This window comes from Cupriavidus sp. C1SS-2L, from assembly GCF_057073735.1.
Genome location: NZ_CP172708.1, coordinates 761,636 through 779,009, shown reverse-complemented (window position 1 = coordinate 779,009; position 17,374 = coordinate 761,636). Strand labels below are relative to the sequence as shown.

Here is a 17,374-nt window from a genome sequence, read left to right as displayed (position 1 = left end):
TTCAGTTCACCCTCAAGCCGCAATCGATTCCCTGCCCTGACTGAGCAATTCCAATCTGGCGAGAATAAGGTCCTCGATCCGCCGCGCCATTCCCTCCTCTGATGGAAAGCTGTCGACGAAGGCTAGTCCCTTCTCGCGACGGTCCAACAGTTCGGCCGGATTGGCGATCAATTCAGCGATCTGCTCAGCCATTCGCCTTGGCTGAGGATTCGCCAGGAGCGCAATGTCGCTGCGGCCGGCATAGTTTACGGCGTTGTCGCCACGCTCCAGATCGATTACAGGCAGACCGCAAGCCATCATCTCATAGGGAATAAGGCTTGGATTCGTGGTCGAGAAGACGAGGCCAACATCGCCATCCGAATACATCTGGGCCAGATCATTCAGCGTAGGCAGTACTTCGCGGACAGTGACCGGAAAATCGTAGGATTGCTTGTTTGCGTGTTGGGAACCAAACATGACGATTTCCACGTCGGGGCGCATGCGATGGAATTCACGTAACGCCATGACACCCAGTTCGAAACAGCGGCGCGGCATCTCTGGCTTCGCGAAGAATACGACATTGCGGTTCGCTTTGCTTCGTGCCCGGGGATAGTAAATGGAACGATCGACCGGGAACTGGAAATGGTCCGCAGCGGCGTTGAAATCGCGTCGCAGCATCACCTCGGGCCATGGCCCGGAAGTAATGTGGTACAGCCCCAATCGGTAGGTATTTTCGGCTAGCACATATTCAGTACCCATCGGCGAGAAGGCAGGCTCAAAGTCCTGCACAAAGTACATGATCTCTTTGGCCGTACCACGCGCTGTCAGCGCGGCATTGACTGTTGACCAGTGTGTGGCGAACACCACGTCACAGGGGTGAATCTTGCCCTCGAACAGGTAGACCGGACAGTCTATCGGGTAGAAGTGCTCTTGGATTTGCCTCTTAATATCTGCAGGATTTTTCTCGATGCCTATGAAATACAGGCTCACCTGATGACCAAATTGGGTCAGGAAATAAGCCGCGCGCAAGATGTTACGATGGCCGCCCCCGCCAATAATCAGTCCCGGGATAACCCAAGCAATGCGCAGCCTGCCTGGGGACAACGCGGTTGATGCGACCGAAAGCATCTCGGCGTCTTCGACCGCCGAGGCCACCGGCGGCGCAAGCTGATAGATTTCGGAAGCCGCCTTGGCAACTTGCTGGATAGCAAAACGCCCCATAGCTGTGATGCGGGCTTTCTCGCCGATCAACTTGCGCAATTCCTCCGACGCAGCGAGTCTGGACAAAGCGTCCATCCACTCGTCATGCGAACGCACTATGAAACCATCAACGTCGTTCTCGATTGCTCGGGCGAAAGTATCGCTAGCGCTCGCAATCGTGGGAATGCCGAGCAGCCCCGCCTCGAAGAACTTCAACTCACTCTTGCCGTGACAAAACACACTGCTCAGATCCAGCGGTGCAATATTGATATCGCATTCACCTAGCACACGGAGCATTGTCTTGTATGGCTGAAAGCCCATGCGTTCGATCCTAGGCCCAAATACCTCCCAGCGCGACTCGAGGTCGAGGAATCCCACCACGCGTAAGACAGTCTTGGGATTGGCCTGCATCACCTCGAACAGTGCGTCCGCGCACTGTGCAAAGTCGGCCTGATGCGTGCGGCTACCACTAAAGTAGCCGATGCGGATAACATCCTTATCGATGGTGGATTTTTCGAAGAGTTCAGCAGCAATCTGCTGCTGAACCTCGTTGATCGAATTGGGGACCACAACCGCTGCCTTGCCCAAATTCTCGACGCGTGCCCGGAGATACTCTGTTGGCACGGTCACCAAATCAGCGGCCAGAAGAAGTTCTCGATAGTGATGAACACTGTCTACATAATGCGTCTGCTCTGCCTCTGGCAGCATGCGGAAACCGTCGATCTGGTCGATGATTTCGGGCTCGAATACCAGATCATCCACATCGAAGACGACCTTAATGCCGCGCACCTTCGCGTACTTCAGAAATTCTTCGATGCCGACACTCAAATCATAGGGAGCGCGGAACAGCACCACCACATTGGACTTGACGTTCTGCGTTGACAAAGAACCGATGCGCTCATAAGGCATAACGTGAATGCGATAGCCCATCGCTTCAAGGCCTTCGGCGAGGTTGTAGACGCGGTATCGCTTGGATTCGCCTTCCCAGCAACCGATGGCAAAGACTACGTCGAAGTGCTGGTTCGCGATTGCGGAATCGCCCTCGACCTGCCCAGCGCTCATCACCGATTGGACACCACTCCACCCGTCCTTACCCAATCGGCGACGAATTGCGCCTGTAAGCGCTCGCGTGCCATGCATCCGTTGGTATTCTCGCGCCTTGCGCAATATTCTTAGCGGCTGGCGCAGCTTGCCACCGACGGAGCGATAAGGCGCGGTAATGCGCCAGCTAGTCGACTCCTTCATCGCAGCGATGACATCGGCGAGATACTGGTTGTCACCGCGTTGGAGTTCGAGAGCGCGGCGCAACTCTACCGTGCTGCGCGGCACCCGCCTTTCCTCAACCAGCGAACTGTTCAGCACTGCAGCCTCGGCGCGCAAAGCATCAACCTCTCGCTGCAATTCGACCGATTTGGCCTGCAGCGCTTTGTCACTGGCTCGCAGGGCTACCACCTCGGCACGGAGGGTCTCCAGAGTGCTGGTCTTCTCGCTCAACTCTGCCCCTAGAGCGGTCAGCTGTTCTTTCAGACGGTCCTCCGCCTTGTGCAAGATATCGACATCGCGCTCAAGCAAGTTGACGTACTTATCGTCTCCGATTACCAGCACTGGGGCGATGCCCGCCGCGATCGCACGACTCGACGAAGCCGACGCCACTGCGATGAAGTAGTCTGCCTGCGCAAGCGTGTACTGGTCCTTCAGTGGCAGAATCTGGTCGATACGGCTGGGCTCGCTGTCAGTGATCAGCGAGGAGAAGTGGTTGTTTTCAAAATAAAAGCGCACCTGCGGAAAGCTGTCCAGCAGCAGCTCGCGAAACTCTTGCTCCGAGAATTCTTTAGTATGGAAATGGGTGCGTTTCTGCTCCAGCGCACGCGGCGTGGAAATAATCAACACACCGTCTTCCTTCAAGGCACGCCGAATGCACTGGATCACTTCACGTTGAGCATCCACATGCTCGATCAGCTCGAAACAGGTGACCACATCGAAGCGCTCACCAAAATCGAAGTCAGTAGCCGAGGCCACCTCAAAGGTCAGCTTCTCCTGTGCGTAGAATTGCTTGGCATGGCCAATTGCATCCGAAGATAAGTCAAAAGCGCGTACGCTTGCGGCGCCATTTTGAGCCATCCAACGCGAGCCATAACCGACGCCGCAACCCACGTCTAATACCCGCTTGCCCTGAATCCACTGCGAGGCAAAGGCGTACCGGGCAACGTGCTCCTGATACATCTTCTCTGCAAACAGCGGCTCACAATTGTCCGCCTCGGGAACGATGCGCTCCCCTGTGAATTGAATCATTTAGTGCACCTGTCCCTAATTAACGATCTGACATTCGATTCTTGCGCCCAACGCGGCAATGCCGCCATCGTCGATCAGCCGATCCGGCACGATCGTAAATTTGAGCGCTTCATAGAAGATGTCGACCAGTTTCGGCGTAGCTCGCATGTCGTACTGGCAGTCGAAGACAGCGATATAGCTGCCTGCATTGAGTGCCAGGGGAATCTCAAACGTGACCGAATAAATGTCGCCGGCTGCCGCGCTCTCGATCATCTGATCGCGGCAGAGCAAATTAGTGTGGTAGCAATCGACCCCAGTCGCAGTGGTGATCATCATGCCCATGATCACGTTCGGCGTATCCGCGTCAAAGCGGACGCGAGCGCGGAAGTGGGCGATATCCCCTTGCTCAAAGGCAAGGTTACGGTAGTCGTGTCCAACGATACCCACATCGAGGATCTGCCCTTGCGGACGCGCTTCTCCGCCGAGGTCGCGGGATCGCATAAGTTCCCCAGCGGCCGCGCCGATCTCCGACGCACCAATAGACGCGGCAGAGCCTGCCGCCTTGTCCGGCTCAACCGCAGCATTGCCGGTGTCCAGCGAGAACAGCAGCTTATTGTAGCGCTCTGAAACCGTCTTCGCGGGCCCTACCTGGACTGCACGACCGCCGTCAATGAGCACGGCTCGATCACAGATTTGGTTGATGGTGTGTGTGGAATGGGACACAAACAGAATTGTTGCACCGCTTTCCTTGATCTCCTGGATCCGGCGAATGCACTTGAGTTGGAACAACTCATCCCCTACTGCCAGCGCCTCATCCACAATTAAGATATCCGGGTCGAAATTGATCGCCACCGCAAAAGCGAGCCGCATGATCATGCCGCTCGAATAATGCTTGACCGGCTGATGGATGAACTCACCAAGGGCCGCAAAATCGATGATGACATCCATTTTTCGCGACAACTCGGCATCCGACATACCGAGCACGGCCGCGCTCATTCGGATGTTCTCAAGTCCGGTAAACTCCGGGTTCAACCCTGCACCCAATTCGAGTAGTGCAGTGATGCGACCAGTGGTTTCGATACTTCCCGAAGTGGGCGTTAGAACCCCTGAGATTAGCTGCAGCAGTGTCGACTTGCCAGCACCGTTTCGCCCAACAATTCCGAAAGTCTCACCGCGCTGGATGGTCAGGTTGACGTCCCTTAGCGCCCAGAACTCACGAAAGAACTGGCGTTTTCCCATGGCAAGCCCCTGCCACAATCGGTGACGGGGAGAGTCATAAATCTCATAGCGTTTGCTCAAGCCCGCAATGCGGATGGCAACATCCTGATCAGCTTCACTCATGCCCTACTGGCTCCAGGAAATTACATGACATCGGCGAACGCGTGACGAGTGCGGCGGAACCAGAAGAGGCCCGCTACGGCAACAAGAAGGCTGATACCAAGGTGATACGGATATAAATGCAATCCATCAAGCCGCCCCCAGATCAACAGGTCACGGGTATTCTCAATATAGAACGCAAGTGGATTTAGCTGGGCCAGCAGCCGTAGCTTCTCTGGCAGAGCATCGCTAGGATAAAACACCGGGGAAAGGAACATCAGTACTGACACAAGAATCCCCACTGCCTGCGAAACATCCCGCAGAAACACCCCAAGCGACGCCAGGAACCACGTGAGGCCCGCTGCCAGAAGCACAAGTGGCAGCAGCAAGAAGGGGAACAGCAAAACAGTCCATGGCAATATGCCACTGACCACAATACGAAACACCAGCAGCACACAAAGGCTAATGGCAGCGCCGAAAAGAGCGTTTGCCAGTGCAACCCAAGTCAACGCCTCCAGCGGAAATACCACCTTCTTGACATAGTTCGGATTATCGAGGATTAGGCGCGGCGCACGGTTAATCGTTTCCGCAAAAAAATTGAAGACAATAAGTCCTGCGAACATCAGGGTCGCGAACTCAGTCTTGCTACCAGTTCCGCCAGTCCAGCGTGATTTGAAGATAACGCTAAAGACGAGCGTGTAGACTGACAACATCAGAATCGGCGTCAGCACAGTCCAAAGGGCCCCGAGGAAGGAGCCTTTGTACTTGGCAACAATCTCACGCACCGCCATCTGGCGAACCAGGTTCTGATTGCGAGTCAGGCTAGTAAAAACACCGGTAAATATGCCGCCACGGCGAACGTGGTCGCGTACTTGGACGTCAATTGTCGCCATCAGGCAAACACCTCCGCCTCAGCAAGAGATTTTCCGGCGGCGTCTTTGGCCGCAAGTAGTGGCTGACCTTCGATCGGCCACTCGATCCCAATATCCGAGTCGTTCCACAACAAACTGCGCTCGTGCTCCGGATGCCAATAGTCCGTCGTTTTATACAGAAACTCAGCCGAATCAGAGACAACTAAGAAGCCATGGGCGAACCCTTCCGGCACCCAGAGTTGGCGCTTGTTCTCGGCGGATAGGGTAACGCCCACCCACTTCCCGAAGGTCTGCGAACTCTTGCGCAAATCGACAGCAACGTCATACACGGCGCCCGACACTACTCTCACCAGCTTGCCCTGCGGATGCTGAATTTGATAGTGCAGCCCGCGCAGTACATTACGAGCAGAGCGCGAGTGATTGTCTTGCAAAAATTCGCGCTTCAAACCCGTCGCTTCCTCGAAGCTGCGCGCATTGAAGCTTTCGAGAAAGAATCCTCGATCATCGCCAAAGACTTTTGGCTCGAGAATCAGCACATCCGGAATGGCGGTCCGCGTTACGGTTAGATTCATAGCTATCGATTCAATTCTGCTTACTTAATCGGCTCAGCCACAATGCGCTGCAGATACTTTCCATATCCGTTTTTGGCCAGCGGCGTCGCAAGCGACAGCAGTTGCTCGGCGCCGATCCACTTGCTCCGATAAGCAATTTCCTCCGGACACGCCACCATCAACCCCTGCCGATTCTGCAACGTAGCAATAAAGCTCGCAGCTTCCAGCAGCGAGTCATGTGTGCCGGTATCCAGCCACGCATAACCCCGCCCCATGATCTCAACATCGAGTTGCCCCTGGGACAGGTACCGTTTGTTGACATCAGTAATCTCGAGCTCACCGCGAGCCGACGGCTTGATATCAGCCGCGATATCGCAGACCTGGTTGTCGTAGAAGTACAGGCCCGTCACCGCATAGTTGGAACGCGGCTTGAGCGGCTTTTCCTCGAGCGACAGAGCACGGAAATTCTGGTCGAACTCGACGACGCCATATCGCTCCGGGTCGTGCACGTGATACGCAAAAACCGTTGCACCCTGGGACTGGTCTGCGGACCGCGCGAGCTGGCTGACCAGGTCGTGCCCATGGAAGATGTTGTCGCCCAGGATCAGCGTACTTGGGTCGTTACCGACAAAATCGCGTCCAATGATGAACGCCTGTGCCAATCCGTCCGGCGATGGCTGCACCGCATACTGCAGATTGAGGCCCCACTTGCTCCCGTCACCGAGCATGTCAGAAAAGCGAGGCGTATCTTCCGGCGTGGAAATAATCAGAATGTCCCGGATCCCCGCCAGCATCAGCGTGGACAGCGGGTAATAAATCATCGGCTTGTCATACACCGGCAGCAGCTGTTTGGATACAGACCGCGTGATGGGATAGAGCCGCGTGCCGGAGCCCCCGGCCAGGATGATGCCTTTGCGCATAGTGATCACTTTTACGGAAGGATCTGATCCAGCAGGAAATGCACGCCCTGCTTCCAGTCCGGTAGATGAATGCCGAAAATTTCCTGCACGCGCGTTGTGTCCAATCGCGAATTGGACGGGCGCGGCGCCGGCAGCGGATACGCCGTGGCGGGAATGGCTTCAATTTGTTCGGGATCGGCCTTGAGCTCCACACCGCGCGCTTTCGCATAGCGAAGCACCTCGGTGGCGTAGCCGTGCCAAGTCGTCTCACCGGCTGCCGCCAAGTGGTACACGCCACCAGCAAACGCCTGACGATCGCCGTCCAGCCAGTGACGAGCTACGATCTGCGCGCTGACATCTGCGATCAGCGATGCCGTGGTCGGCGCGCCAAACTGGTCAGCGATGACTCGCAGGCTATCGCGCTCCTTGCCAAGGCGCAGCATCGTTTTGGCAAAGTTGCCGCCATGCGCACCTGCTACCCAGCACGTGCGCAGCACGAGGGCCTGCGCGCCGGCCGCGGCAATGGCCTGTTCGCCAGCGAGCTTACTCCTGCCATAGACGGATTGCGGATTGACCGCATCGGTCTCGACGTAAGCGCCGTCCTTGGTACCGTCGAATACGTAATCTGTCGAATAGTGCACCAGAAGACTGCCAAGTGCTTTCGCCTCTTCCGCCAGGATACCGGCCGCAGTGCCATTGATGGCGAATGCGAGCTCAGCATCGGTTTCCGCCTTGTCGACCGCCGTATAGGCCGCCGGATTGACAATGACGTCCGGACGGTACTCGCGCACCACGCGGCGCAAATCATCAGGATTTGCCAAGTCACAGGCGGAACGATCCAGCGCCACCACATTGCCCAGCGGCACCAGGCTGCGACGCAGTTCGAATCCAACCTGGCCGTTGCAACCAGTTACGAGAAGAGTCGGCACCGTACGCTTACGCTGCATATTGCTTCGCCACCCAGTTCCGATACTCGCCCGACATCACGTCCTGCACCCACGCCTGGTTGTCGAGATACCACTGCACCGTCTTGCGCAGCCCCGTCTCGAAGGTTTCGGCCGGCTTCCAGCCGAGTTCGCGCTCCAGCTTGCGGGCGTCGATCGCGTAGCGGCGATCGTGTCCCGGGCGATCCTTCACGAAGGTGATCTGGTCACGGTAGGAGCCGGCAGCCTTGGGCTTGAGCTCGTCGAGCAGATCGCACAGCGTGTGGACGACGTCGAGATTGGTCTTCTCGTTCCAGCCGCCTACGTTGTAGGTTTCACCGAGTCGGCCGCGAGCAAGCACCTCGCGGATGGCGGAGCAGTGGTCGCCCACGTACAGCCAATCACGGACATTGAGGCCGTCGCCGTAGACAGGCAGGGGCTTTCCCGCCAGTGCGTTGGCGATGATCAGCGGGATCAGCTTCTCGGGGAAATGGTAGGGCCCGTAATTGTTCGAGCAGTTGGTCGTCAGGACCGGCAGGCCGTAGGTGTGATGGTAGGCCCGAACCAGATGGTCCGAGGCCGCCTTTGACGCCGAGTACGGGCTGTTCGGCGCGTACGGGGTAGTTTCCGAGAACTGGGGATCGTCCTCGCTCAACGAACCGAATACTTCATCGGTCGAAACGTGGAGAAAACGGAATGCGGACTTGGCCGGCTCTTCCAGCGCGCCCCAATAGGCGCGCGCGGCTTCGAGCAGCGTGAAGGTGCCGACAATATTGGTCTGGATAAACTCGCCTGGACCATGGATAGAACGGTCAACATGGCTTTCGGCGGCGAAATGCACCACCGCACGCGGCTTATAGGTAGCAAACAGCTTGTCCAGCGCGGCACGGTCGCAGATATCCGTCTGCGAGAATACGTGGCGGCTGTCATCATCCAGCGACGCCAGGGTCTTGCGATTGCCCGCGTACGTCAGCTTGTCGACGTTGACTACGCCATCGGCGGTCTTATCCCGCAGCCATGCCAGAACGAAGTTGGCACCAATGAAACCGGCACCGCCTGTGACCAAAATATGCGACAAAACTAGCTCCCTGCTCTCGATATGTTCCGATTACCCGACAAAAGCCGAGCGCCCGCCTTGTCCTCGTGGGGGACGGCGGGGCGTTAAGTACCTGCAGAAGTCGCGGTATTCTATCCGACTGTATGTCTTACCCGGCCGCTGCCCGCCTTCTTTTTGTAGCCTGTTGTAACGATCCGGCTGTTAGGCGGTCACTTCTCTACAAATAGCGACGATTTTTCCCCGCTGCTCAGCGGACACAGGCAAAAAGTGTCTTATAAATCATATTTCGCGGTTGGCGATCTCCAGGGATGCGCCGGTTCTTTTAACGAACTGCTTGGCAAACTTCCACCGGACGGTGGCCTCCGCCTTGTCGGCGACCTGATCAACCGCGGCCCCGCCTCACTCCAGACGCTCCGTACCGTCCGCGCTCTGGGCGACCGTGCAGAAACCGTGCTGGGCAACCACGACATCCACGCCCTGGCCGCGGCAGCAGGCGTGCGTAAGAACGGCAAATCCGACACCTTGCAGGACATCCTTACCGCCCCTGACCGTGACGACTTGCTAACCTGGCTGCGCCACCGCCCGCTCGCCCTCCTCGAGAACAACTTCCTGTGCATCCACGCCGGCGTCCTGCCCCAATGGTCCGCCGAGCAAGTCATCGATCTCGCCCATGCAGTCGAAGAACAACTGCAAGGCCCGAACTGGCAAGGTTTCCTGGCCGACATCTTTGGCAACGCTGCCAACCGCTGGCACGACGGCCTGCGGGGGATCGAACGTCACCGCGTGGTCATTAATGCACTCACCCGGCTGCGCTATTGCACCGCCGACGGGGTGATGGACTTCAAGACCAAGGAGGGGCTCGGCAAGGCACCGGCCGGCTTCATGCCATGGTTCGACGTGCCGGGACGCCGAACCGAGAATGTCACCGTGGTGTGCGGGCACTGGTCGACGCTCGGCCTGGTAATGCGCCCGAACCTGATGGCGCTCGATACCGGTTGCGTCTGGGGCGGCAAACTGACCGCGGCGCGCCTCGCCGCGGATCCGGCCGCGAGGACGCTGATCCAGGTCGAGTGCCCCCAATATTGTGACCCGCTCGCCTGACGATGTCGTCCCTGCCACGGCGGGGACGACAGCCCAGATCAGCTCGTGGCAGTCGGCGCCGGGGTTCCGGCGAACTCCTCGCTATCCTGATTGCGCCGGATTGCCGCAGCGGCAGCTGCCTCGTGTGCGCCCCGGGCCAGGTGAACAACCACTTCGCGTGCCGACGCCGCCAACTCGCGGCGACTATCAGACGTGGGATGCAGCATCGGTCCAATCGCGAGCCGTGCCTTGATGCGCGGCGCCTTCAGGATGGCATTCAGGCAGTCGAGCAGGCTCAGGTCATCAATGTAAGCCGGGGCCAGCGTCGGCTTGCCGGTCGCGGCATCGACATAGCTGAGGCCAAGCGGCAACACCGGCAGCCCGCCAGAAATCGGCGCCTGCATCAGGTTGGCATGGAAAGGCAGCACATCGCTGCCATCGGTGGTTGTGCCCTCAGGAAACACGCCGACGAGGTCGCCCTGGAGCATCACGTCGGTAATGTCATGCAGCACGCGATGGGCGTCGCGCTTACGTGCGCGTTCGATGAACAGCGTGCCGGTCTTTTCACAAAGCCAGCCGATCACCGGCCAGCTGCGGATCTCCGACTTGGCGACAAAACGCACCGGCCGCCAGCTGTGGATCACATAGATGTCGAGCCACGAGATGTGGTTGGAAACCACAAGGGCACCCTGGCAGCCACCATGGGGCTCCAGTTCACCGGCGACCTCAAGCTCAATCCCGCAGATCCGCAGTAGCCGGTGCGACCAGCGCCGGATGTGCCATGCCCGCGAACTCGCGCCCAGCCACGGAAACAGCACCGCACAGGTCAGCAACCCGCGCACCATATGCAGAACCAGCGCCGCCTTTCGCAGCCAGACCATGCGCGTCAGTGGTGGTTGTGATTGTTGTTGCCGTAGACAACCTGGCCACCGACCAGCGTCATACGCACCCTTCCTTCCATCTCGTAGCCGAGCCACGGCGAGTTCTTGCCCTGGCTCTTGATGGACTGGCGGTCGACCTTCCAGACTTCCTTCGGATCGAACACACAGATGTCCGCGACAGCGCCTGACGCCAGCGTACCGGCCTTCAGGCCGGCCACGCGCGCGGGTTCGGAGGTGATGCGTGCCAGAGCGGTCTTCAGCGGCACCTTATGTTCGGCGGCCCAGCGCAGCGTCAGCGGCAGTAGCAGTTCCAGGCCGATGGCGCCCGGCGTTGCTTCGGCAAACGGAAGCAGCTTCTCGTCGTCGTCGACCGGCGTGTGGTCCGAGCACAGCGCGTCGATGGTGCCGTCGGCCAGCGCGGCGACGATGGCATCGCGGTCGCGCGCACTGCGCAGCGGCGGTGAAAAACGCATCTGCGAGTTGAAGTAGCCGATATCCATGTCGGTCAGCGAGACATGGTGGATGTTGACGTCGCACGTCACAGCGAGGCCTTCACGCTTGGCCTGACGCACCAGCTCGAGACCTGCTGCCGTCGACAGCCGGCAAAGATGCACGCGCGCACCGCTGGCGCGCATCAGCTCGAAGATGGTATGCAGGCGCACCGTCTCGGCAATGACGGACACGCCCGACAACCCCAGGCGCGACGCCACGGCGCCGCTCGCGGCCACGCCGCCGCCGAGGAAAGGATCTTCCGGACGCAGCCACACGGTGAAGCCGAAGGTCTGCGCGTACTGCAGCGCACGCAGCAGCACCTGCGTGTTTCGGACCGGCGCCTCGGCCTGGCTGAAGCCCACGCAGCCGGCCTCGGTCAGCTGGTTCATCTCGGTCAGGACTTCGCCCTTCAGGCCCTGCGTCAGCGCGCCCAGCGGGTAGACGTGGGTCTGGTTCAGCGTGCGCGCGCGGAACTTCAGCATCTCGACCAGGCCGGGCTCGTCGAGCACAGGGTCCGTATCAGGCGGGCAGAGCAGACTGGTCACGCCACCCGCTGCCGCGGCGGCCACTTCGGATTCGAGCGTGGCCTTGTATTCGTAGCCGGGCTCGCGCAGGCGGGCCGACAAGTCGACGAGGCCCGGGCACACGATCAGGCCGCGGGCGTCGATGGTCTTGTTGGCGGTGAAGTCCGCCGGTGCGCTGCCCACGCCGACAATTTTGCCGGCGGCGATATAGAGGTCCTGCTGGGCGTCGAGGTTCGCGGCCGGGTCGATCAGGCGGCCGCCCTGGATGTGAATCTTCATAGCTTGGCTTGTCGTGTCGCTTGGCGTGTTCGGGATGTTCTGGCTCGAAGTGGGCATCGCGTGGTCAGTCACTGTTTCCTGCCACGATACCCATCACGGCCATGCGCACGGCGATGCCGAACGTCACCTGGTTCAGGATCACCGATTGCGGGCCGTCCGCCACCGCGGAGTCAATCTCCACGCCACGGTTCATCGGCCCCGGGTGCATCACGATCGCGTCGGGTGCGGCCAGCGCGAGGCGTTCCGGCGTCAGGCCGAAGGCCTTGAAGTACTCCTGCGCCGACGGCAGTAGCGCGCCGCTCATGCGTTCGTTCTGCAAGCGCAGCATGATCACCACATCCACGTCCTTCAGGCCCTCTTCCATGTTGTGGAAGACACGCACGCCCATCTGCTCGAGTCCCGACGGCAGAAGCGTACGCGGGCCGATGGCGCGCACTTCCGGCACGCCGAGCGTGGTCAGCGCGTGGATATCCGAACGCGCCACGCGCGAGTGCAGGATGTCGCCAACGATCGCCACGCGCAGTTGCGTGAAGTCCTTCTTGAAGTGCCGGATCGTGTACATGTCCAGCAGGCCTTGCGTCGGGTGCGCATGACGACCGTCGCCGGCGTTGATCACGTGTACGTGCGGTGCAACGTGTTCGGCGATCAGGTACGGCGCGCCCGAACTGGCGTGGCGCACCACGAACATGTCCGCCGACATGGCCGACAGGTTGTTGATCGTGTCCAGCAGCGACTCGCCCTTGCTGGTCGACGAGGCGTTGATATTCAGGTTCAGCACGTCCGCCGACAACCGCTTGGCGGCGATCTCGAAGGTGGTGCGCGTACGCGTAGAGTTCTCGAAGAACAGGTTGAACACGCTCTTGCCGCGCAGCAGCGGCACCTTCTTCACATCGCGGTCAGAGTCGGACAGCGACACGAACTGGCTGGCGGTATCGAGGATGTGCGTGATCATGTCACGCGACAATCCCTCGATCGACAGCAGGTGCTTCAGTTCGCCGTTCTTGGTCAGCTGCGGGTTGCGGAACGTCTTGGTCATGGGTGGTCAGGCGCGGGCAAAAATCGGGGGGACTAGTCTGGTCTCGGAGCCGGTGAACGAAAAATTGGCCGGATCAACCGGCCGATGATTCGGTGGTAAAGGCAAAGGTCGCCTTGGCGCCTTCACCCTGGCGCGCTAGTACGAGCGTGGCTTCGCGCGGGAGTTCAGTCTGCAGCGCGACCAGGTCCGCCGCAATCGGCAGCTCGCGGCCGCCGCGATCCACCAGCACGCCCAGCGCGACACGCGCGGGACGGCCATAGTCGAACAGTTCATTGACCGCCGCGCGGATGGTGCGGCCGGTCGCCAGCACGTCGTCGATCAGCAGGATCTTGCGGTCCTGCACGTCGAACGGCAGCGTGCTCGGCTGGGCCTGGCTGTGCAGGCCTTTTTTGGCATAGTCGTCACGGTGGAAGGCCACGTTGATGACACCGTGGTCAGGCAGTCCCAGATCCGCCGCGAGCCTATGCGCAATCCAGGCGCCGCCGGAATGGATGCCGGCCACGGACCACTGCGCACGCTCGGCTTGCGGAATCAGCGCCTGAGCCTTGTCGAGCAAGGCGCGGTAAAGCGCCTCGGCGTCGGGATTGGTGTGTCGGGTCATAGCGGAAGCTGGTCGAAATACTGTTGCAGGATGATGCGTGCGGCCTCGGCATCGAGCTCGCCGCGGCGGGCGCCGCCCATGGCGGCCATACGCGAGGAATAGCGTTCGTCCACCCACTCGACGGGCAGGCTATAGCGTCCGTTGAGCTGATTGCCGAAGCGGCGTGCGAGCCGCATGGAGGGCTGCTCGCCGCCTTCCGGGTTGACCGGCATGCCCACTACGAGCTGCACGGGCGTCCACTCGCGGATCAACTCGCCGACGGCCTGGAAGCGGCCTTCGACCGACACGTTCGGAAGGATAGTCAGGGCGGTCGCGTGACGCGTGACGAAGTTGCCGAGTGCAACGCCGATCTTCTTCTCGCCGTAGTCGAATGCCAAGACCGTGCCATCGCGGGGCAGTTCGCGCCCCACGCCGTCAGGCATGCCCGGCCTCGCCGGAAAGCATGGTGATATCGATGCCCAGCAGGCGGATAGCCGCCGAGAAGCGCTCTTCGGGTGGCACGCTGAAGATGATTTCGGGGTCGGCCTGGACAGTCAGCCAGCCATTGCGGGAAAGCTCGTCTTCGAGCTGGCCGGCGCCCCAGCCGGAGTAGCCCAGGGTCAGCAGGAAACGGTGAGGGCCGCTACCGTTCGCCACGGCCTCTAGTACGTCCTTTGAGGTCGTCATCTCCAGCCCGCCGGGTACGGCGAGTGACGACACATAGATGCCGACCGGGTCATGCAGCACAAAACCGCGTTCGGTCTGCACCGGGCCACCGAAATAGACGGGCTGATGCGCCACAGGCTGGATTTCCAGCTTGAGATCGATCTTGTCGAACAGCGTGGCCATGTCGATGTCGATCGGACGGTTGATCACCAGCCCGAGCGCGCCACGCTCATTGTGTTCGCAAAGGTAGACGACAGAGCCCGAAAACGTCGGATCAGCCATGCCGGGCATGGCAATCAGGAACTGATTGGTCAGATTGATGGGAGCTTCGGACTTGGCCATACGTGGCATTTTACCAAATCACTGGGAGGCGACCCGAAAAGAATTGGCCGCGCTGCGGCGCAGCAAACGGTGGCTCAGTCCTTGCTGGTCAAGGCCGCCAGATCCTCGGCCGTCAGCCAGCGCCACTCACCTTCTGGCAGCGCCGCTGGATCCAGCCTCAAGCCGCCGACCGCACTGCGATGCAAGGCATTCACGTGATTGCCGGCAGCGGCCACCATGCGCTTGACCTGGTGGTACTTGCCTTGCAGCAGCGTCAGGCGCAGGCTGCATTCGCCAGTGATTTCGCACCCTTCTGCGGCGATCGGCACCGGTTCATCGTCGAGTTTCACGCCAGTGCGCAGGGCGTCCACCTGTTCTTGCGTGACCGGCTCGGCCGTCGTCACCTCGTAGACCTTCGGCACCTTGCGCTTTGGCGAAGTCTGGGCGTGGATGAACTGCCCATCGTCCGTCAGCAACAGCAAGCCCGTGGTGTCGTGGTCGAGCCGGCCGACGGCCTGCACCTCGCGCTGGCGCAGCGGCACCGGGAGCAGGTTGTACACGCTCGGGTGGTGGCGCGGGCGCTGCGAGCACTCGTAGCCGGCCGGCTTGTTCAGCATCAGGTAGGCCTTGGTGCAGGCCAACCATTCCTCACCATCGACAGTCAGGCGCAGTCCGTCAACCTCGAACTGCGCACGTGGGTCTTCGCAGAGCTCGCCATTGACCTCCACCAGCCCCGCAGCGATCAAGTCGCCACAGTAGCGGCGTGTGCCAAAGCCTTGGGATTGGAGGATGCGGTCGAGGGTCATGGGAAATTGAATCGTCAGTGAAAATGTTTCGGAGGGCTGGGCCATCCGTATCGCTATGTTAGGGTATCGCCCGGCTAACCTTCACCAAGGCACCATGCAAGGCGCAGACACACCAGCCCACGCTCGCCCACCCTACCGCATCGACCACCAGTTCGACCGCGGCCTCGTGTGGTTCCGGCGCGACCTGAGGTCAACCGACCACGCGGCGCTGCATTATGCCCTCAAGCACTGCCGCGAGGTTTGGTGCGTATTCGTGTTCGACCGCGACATCCTGGACCCACTGCTAGCCCGCGGCCTGAAAGGGGACCGGCGCGTCGATTTCATCCGCGCGTCGCTGATCGAACTCGATGCCACCTTGCGCGCCGCCGGCGGCGGTCTGATCGTCATGAACGATTCGGCTGCAAGCGCGATTCCCGCCCTGGCCCGTGAATTGGGCGTGCAGGCCGTATTCGCCAACCATGACTATGAACCGGACGCCGTTGCCCGTGATGCTGCGGTCCGTGACTCGCTGGCCGGGGACGCGCGCGTGCTGTTCACGTTCAAGGATCAGGTCATCTTCGAGCGCGACGAGATCCTGACGAGCCAGGGCAAGCCGTTTGCCGTGTTCACGCCTTACAAGAACGCCTGGCTCAAGACAATCCAGCCATTTGACCTTCGGCCCTACCCGATCGAGCCATACCTGCATGCGCTGGCACCGCTTCCCTCGAAGCGGCTAGTTCCACTGCCCTCACTGGAGGATCTGGGATTTGCTCCGAGCAATCTCGCAGAGGTCGCCATGCCAACGGGCAGTTCAGGTGGCCAGGCATTGTTCGAGGAATTCACATCACGCATGGGCGACTACGGCCGCCGGCGTGACTACCCTGCCCTGCGCGGACCGAGCTATCTGTCCGTGCACCTGCGATTCGGCACGGTGTCGATCCGCACCCTGGCCCGCGCCGCACATGGGGCAGTGCTGCGCGGCGGCGCGGACAGCGCTGGCGCCGCGACCTGGTTGTCGGAACTGGTCTGGCGGGACTTCTACTTCATGATCCTGCACCACCATCCGCGTGTGGCGGCTGGCGAGGCTTTCCATCCGGCCTACGACATCATCCGGTGGCGCGACGGTGAAACCGGCGATCGCTATTTCGAGTCATGGCGCGATGCTGCTACCGGGTATCCGCTCGTCGATGCCGCGATGCTGCAGATCCGTCAAAGCGGTTATATGCACAACCGGCTTCGGATGGTGACGGCCAGCTTCCTGGTCAAAGACCTGGGCGTGGACTGGCGCCGTGGCGAGCATTACTTTGCCGACCAACTCAACGACTTCGATTTCGCGGCCAACAACGGCGGCTGGCAATGGGCCGCCTCAACCGGATGCGATGCGCAGCCTTGGTTCCGCATTTTCAACCCGGTCACGCAATCGGAAAAATTCGACCCGCAGGGCCGCTTTATCCGGAAGTACCTGCCACAACTCGCAGCATTGCCGGACAAGTACGTGCATGCACCGTGGACCGCACCGCAGGACGTGCTGCTCGCTGCAGGCGTTCGGCTGGGTGAGAACTATCCGCGCCCGCTCGTGCAGCACGACGTCGCGCGCAAGGAAACACTGGAGCGCTATGCGGTGGTGAAGGAATGGCGGCGGCCGGAAGGCTGACTGCCGC

The 17,374-nt window shown here is 60.3% G+C and carries 16 protein-coding genes; 2 read left to right on the top strand and 14 right to left on the bottom strand.

Annotated elements, in window-relative coordinates; genetic code table 11:
- Positions 1-12: 12 nt before the first annotated feature.
- The 7 genes from ACIGJG_RS03625 to rfbB are packed head-to-tail and all read right to left on the bottom strand — an operon-like array spanning position 13 to position 9,090.
- Entirely contained in the window at positions 13-3,471 is a 3,459-nt protein-coding gene (locus ACIGJG_RS03625; RefSeq protein WP_483672766.1) for a rhamnosyltransferase WsaF family glycosyltransferase, read from the bottom strand.
- A gap of 15 nt (positions 3,472-3,486) precedes the next feature.
- Complete coding sequence (locus ACIGJG_RS03620; RefSeq protein WP_483672765.1) at positions 3,487-4,791, bottom strand: ABC transporter ATP-binding protein; 1,305 nt, start codon at positions 4,789-4,791, stop codon at positions 3,487-3,489.
- A gap of 20 nt (positions 4,792-4,811) precedes the next feature.
- Positions 4,812-5,660, bottom strand: a complete 849-nt coding sequence (locus tag ACIGJG_RS03615) for an ABC transporter permease (RefSeq protein WP_483672764.1) — start codon at positions 5,658-5,660, stop codon at positions 4,812-4,814.
- Complete coding sequence (rfbC, locus tag ACIGJG_RS03610; RefSeq protein ID WP_483672763.1) at positions 5,660-6,211, bottom strand: dTDP-4-dehydrorhamnose 3,5-epimerase; 552 nt, start codon at positions 6,209-6,211, stop codon at positions 5,660-5,662. Before rfbC ends, ACIGJG_RS03615 begins: the two co-directional genes overlap by 1 nt.
- Before the next feature lie 20 nt (positions 6,212-6,231).
- Complete coding sequence (gene rfbA / locus ACIGJG_RS03605) at positions 6,232-7,110, bottom strand: glucose-1-phosphate thymidylyltransferase RfbA (protein WP_483672762.1); 879 nt, start codon at positions 7,108-7,110, stop codon at positions 6,232-6,234.
- A gap of 11 nt (positions 7,111-7,121) precedes the next feature.
- Positions 7,122-8,036, bottom strand: coding sequence for a dTDP-4-dehydrorhamnose reductase (gene rfbD, locus ACIGJG_RS03600; RefSeq protein ID WP_483672761.1), 915 nt, complete (start codon positions 8,034-8,036; stop codon positions 7,122-7,124).
- Positions 8,026-9,090: a dTDP-glucose 4,6-dehydratase gene (gene rfbB / locus ACIGJG_RS03595; RefSeq protein ID WP_483672760.1), complete on the bottom strand. Its 1,065-nt coding sequence runs from the start codon at positions 9,088-9,090 to the stop codon at positions 8,026-8,028. Before rfbB ends, rfbD begins: the two co-directional genes overlap by 11 nt.
- 246 nt (positions 9,091-9,336) lie before the next feature.
- On the opposite strand from rfbB, the gene ACIGJG_RS03590 reads away from it, so the two are divergent.
- On the top strand, positions 9,337-10,170 hold the full coding sequence (locus ACIGJG_RS03590) for a symmetrical bis(5'-nucleosyl)-tetraphosphatase (protein WP_220631349.1): 834 nt from the start codon (positions 9,337-9,339) through the stop codon (positions 10,168-10,170).
- Between the two features lie 38 nt (positions 10,171-10,208).
- Here ACIGJG_RS03590 and ACIGJG_RS03585 read toward each other — a convergent pair whose 3' ends face one another.
- From ACIGJG_RS03585 to ACIGJG_RS03555, 7 genes are all read right to left on the bottom strand, one after another.
- Complete coding sequence (locus ACIGJG_RS03585; protein ID WP_220631348.1) at positions 10,209-11,030, bottom strand: lysophospholipid acyltransferase family protein; 822 nt, start codon at positions 11,028-11,030, stop codon at positions 10,209-10,211.
- A gap of 5 nt (positions 11,031-11,035) precedes the next feature.
- On the bottom strand, positions 11,036-12,325 hold the full coding sequence (locus ACIGJG_RS03580; RefSeq protein ID WP_041679494.1) for a dihydroorotase: 1,290 nt from the start codon (positions 12,323-12,325) through the stop codon (positions 11,036-11,038).
- A 64-nt stretch (positions 12,326-12,389) separates the two neighbouring features.
- Positions 12,390-13,361 (bottom strand): aspartate carbamoyltransferase catalytic subunit, encoded by a 972-nt coding sequence (locus tag ACIGJG_RS03575; RefSeq protein ID WP_011296895.1) that lies wholly within the window; start codon positions 13,359-13,361, stop codon positions 12,390-12,392.
- Between the two features lie 73 nt (positions 13,362-13,434).
- On the bottom strand, positions 13,435-13,962 hold the full coding sequence (gene pyrR, locus ACIGJG_RS03570; RefSeq protein WP_011296894.1) for a bifunctional pyr operon transcriptional regulator/uracil phosphoribosyltransferase PyrR: 528 nt from the start codon (positions 13,960-13,962) through the stop codon (positions 13,435-13,437).
- Positions 13,959-14,384 carry a Holliday junction resolvase RuvX gene (gene ruvX, locus ACIGJG_RS03565; protein ID WP_011296893.1) on the bottom strand — a complete coding sequence of 142 codons (426 nt, stop codon included), beginning with the start codon at positions 14,382-14,384 and terminating at the stop codon, positions 13,959-13,961. Before ruvX ends, pyrR begins: the two co-directional genes overlap by 4 nt.
- The gene (locus ACIGJG_RS03560; RefSeq protein ID WP_041679493.1) at positions 14,377-14,949 is read right to left on the bottom strand and encodes a YqgE/AlgH family protein; all 573 of its coding nucleotides are present in this window, start codon (positions 14,947-14,949) and stop codon (positions 14,377-14,379) included. Before ACIGJG_RS03560 ends, ruvX begins: the two co-directional genes overlap by 8 nt.
- A gap of 74 nt (positions 14,950-15,023) precedes the next feature.
- Positions 15,024-15,734, bottom strand: a complete 711-nt coding sequence (locus tag ACIGJG_RS03555; protein WP_041679492.1) for a pseudouridine synthase — start codon at positions 15,732-15,734, stop codon at positions 15,024-15,026.
- A 94-nt stretch (positions 15,735-15,828) separates the two neighbouring features.
- On the opposite strand from ACIGJG_RS03555, the gene ACIGJG_RS03550 reads away from it, so the two are divergent.
- Positions 15,829-17,367, top strand: coding sequence for a cryptochrome/photolyase family protein (locus ACIGJG_RS03550; RefSeq protein ID WP_041679491.1), 1,539 nt, complete (start codon positions 15,829-15,831; stop codon positions 17,365-17,367).
- Positions 17,368-17,374: the final 7 nt, after the last annotated feature.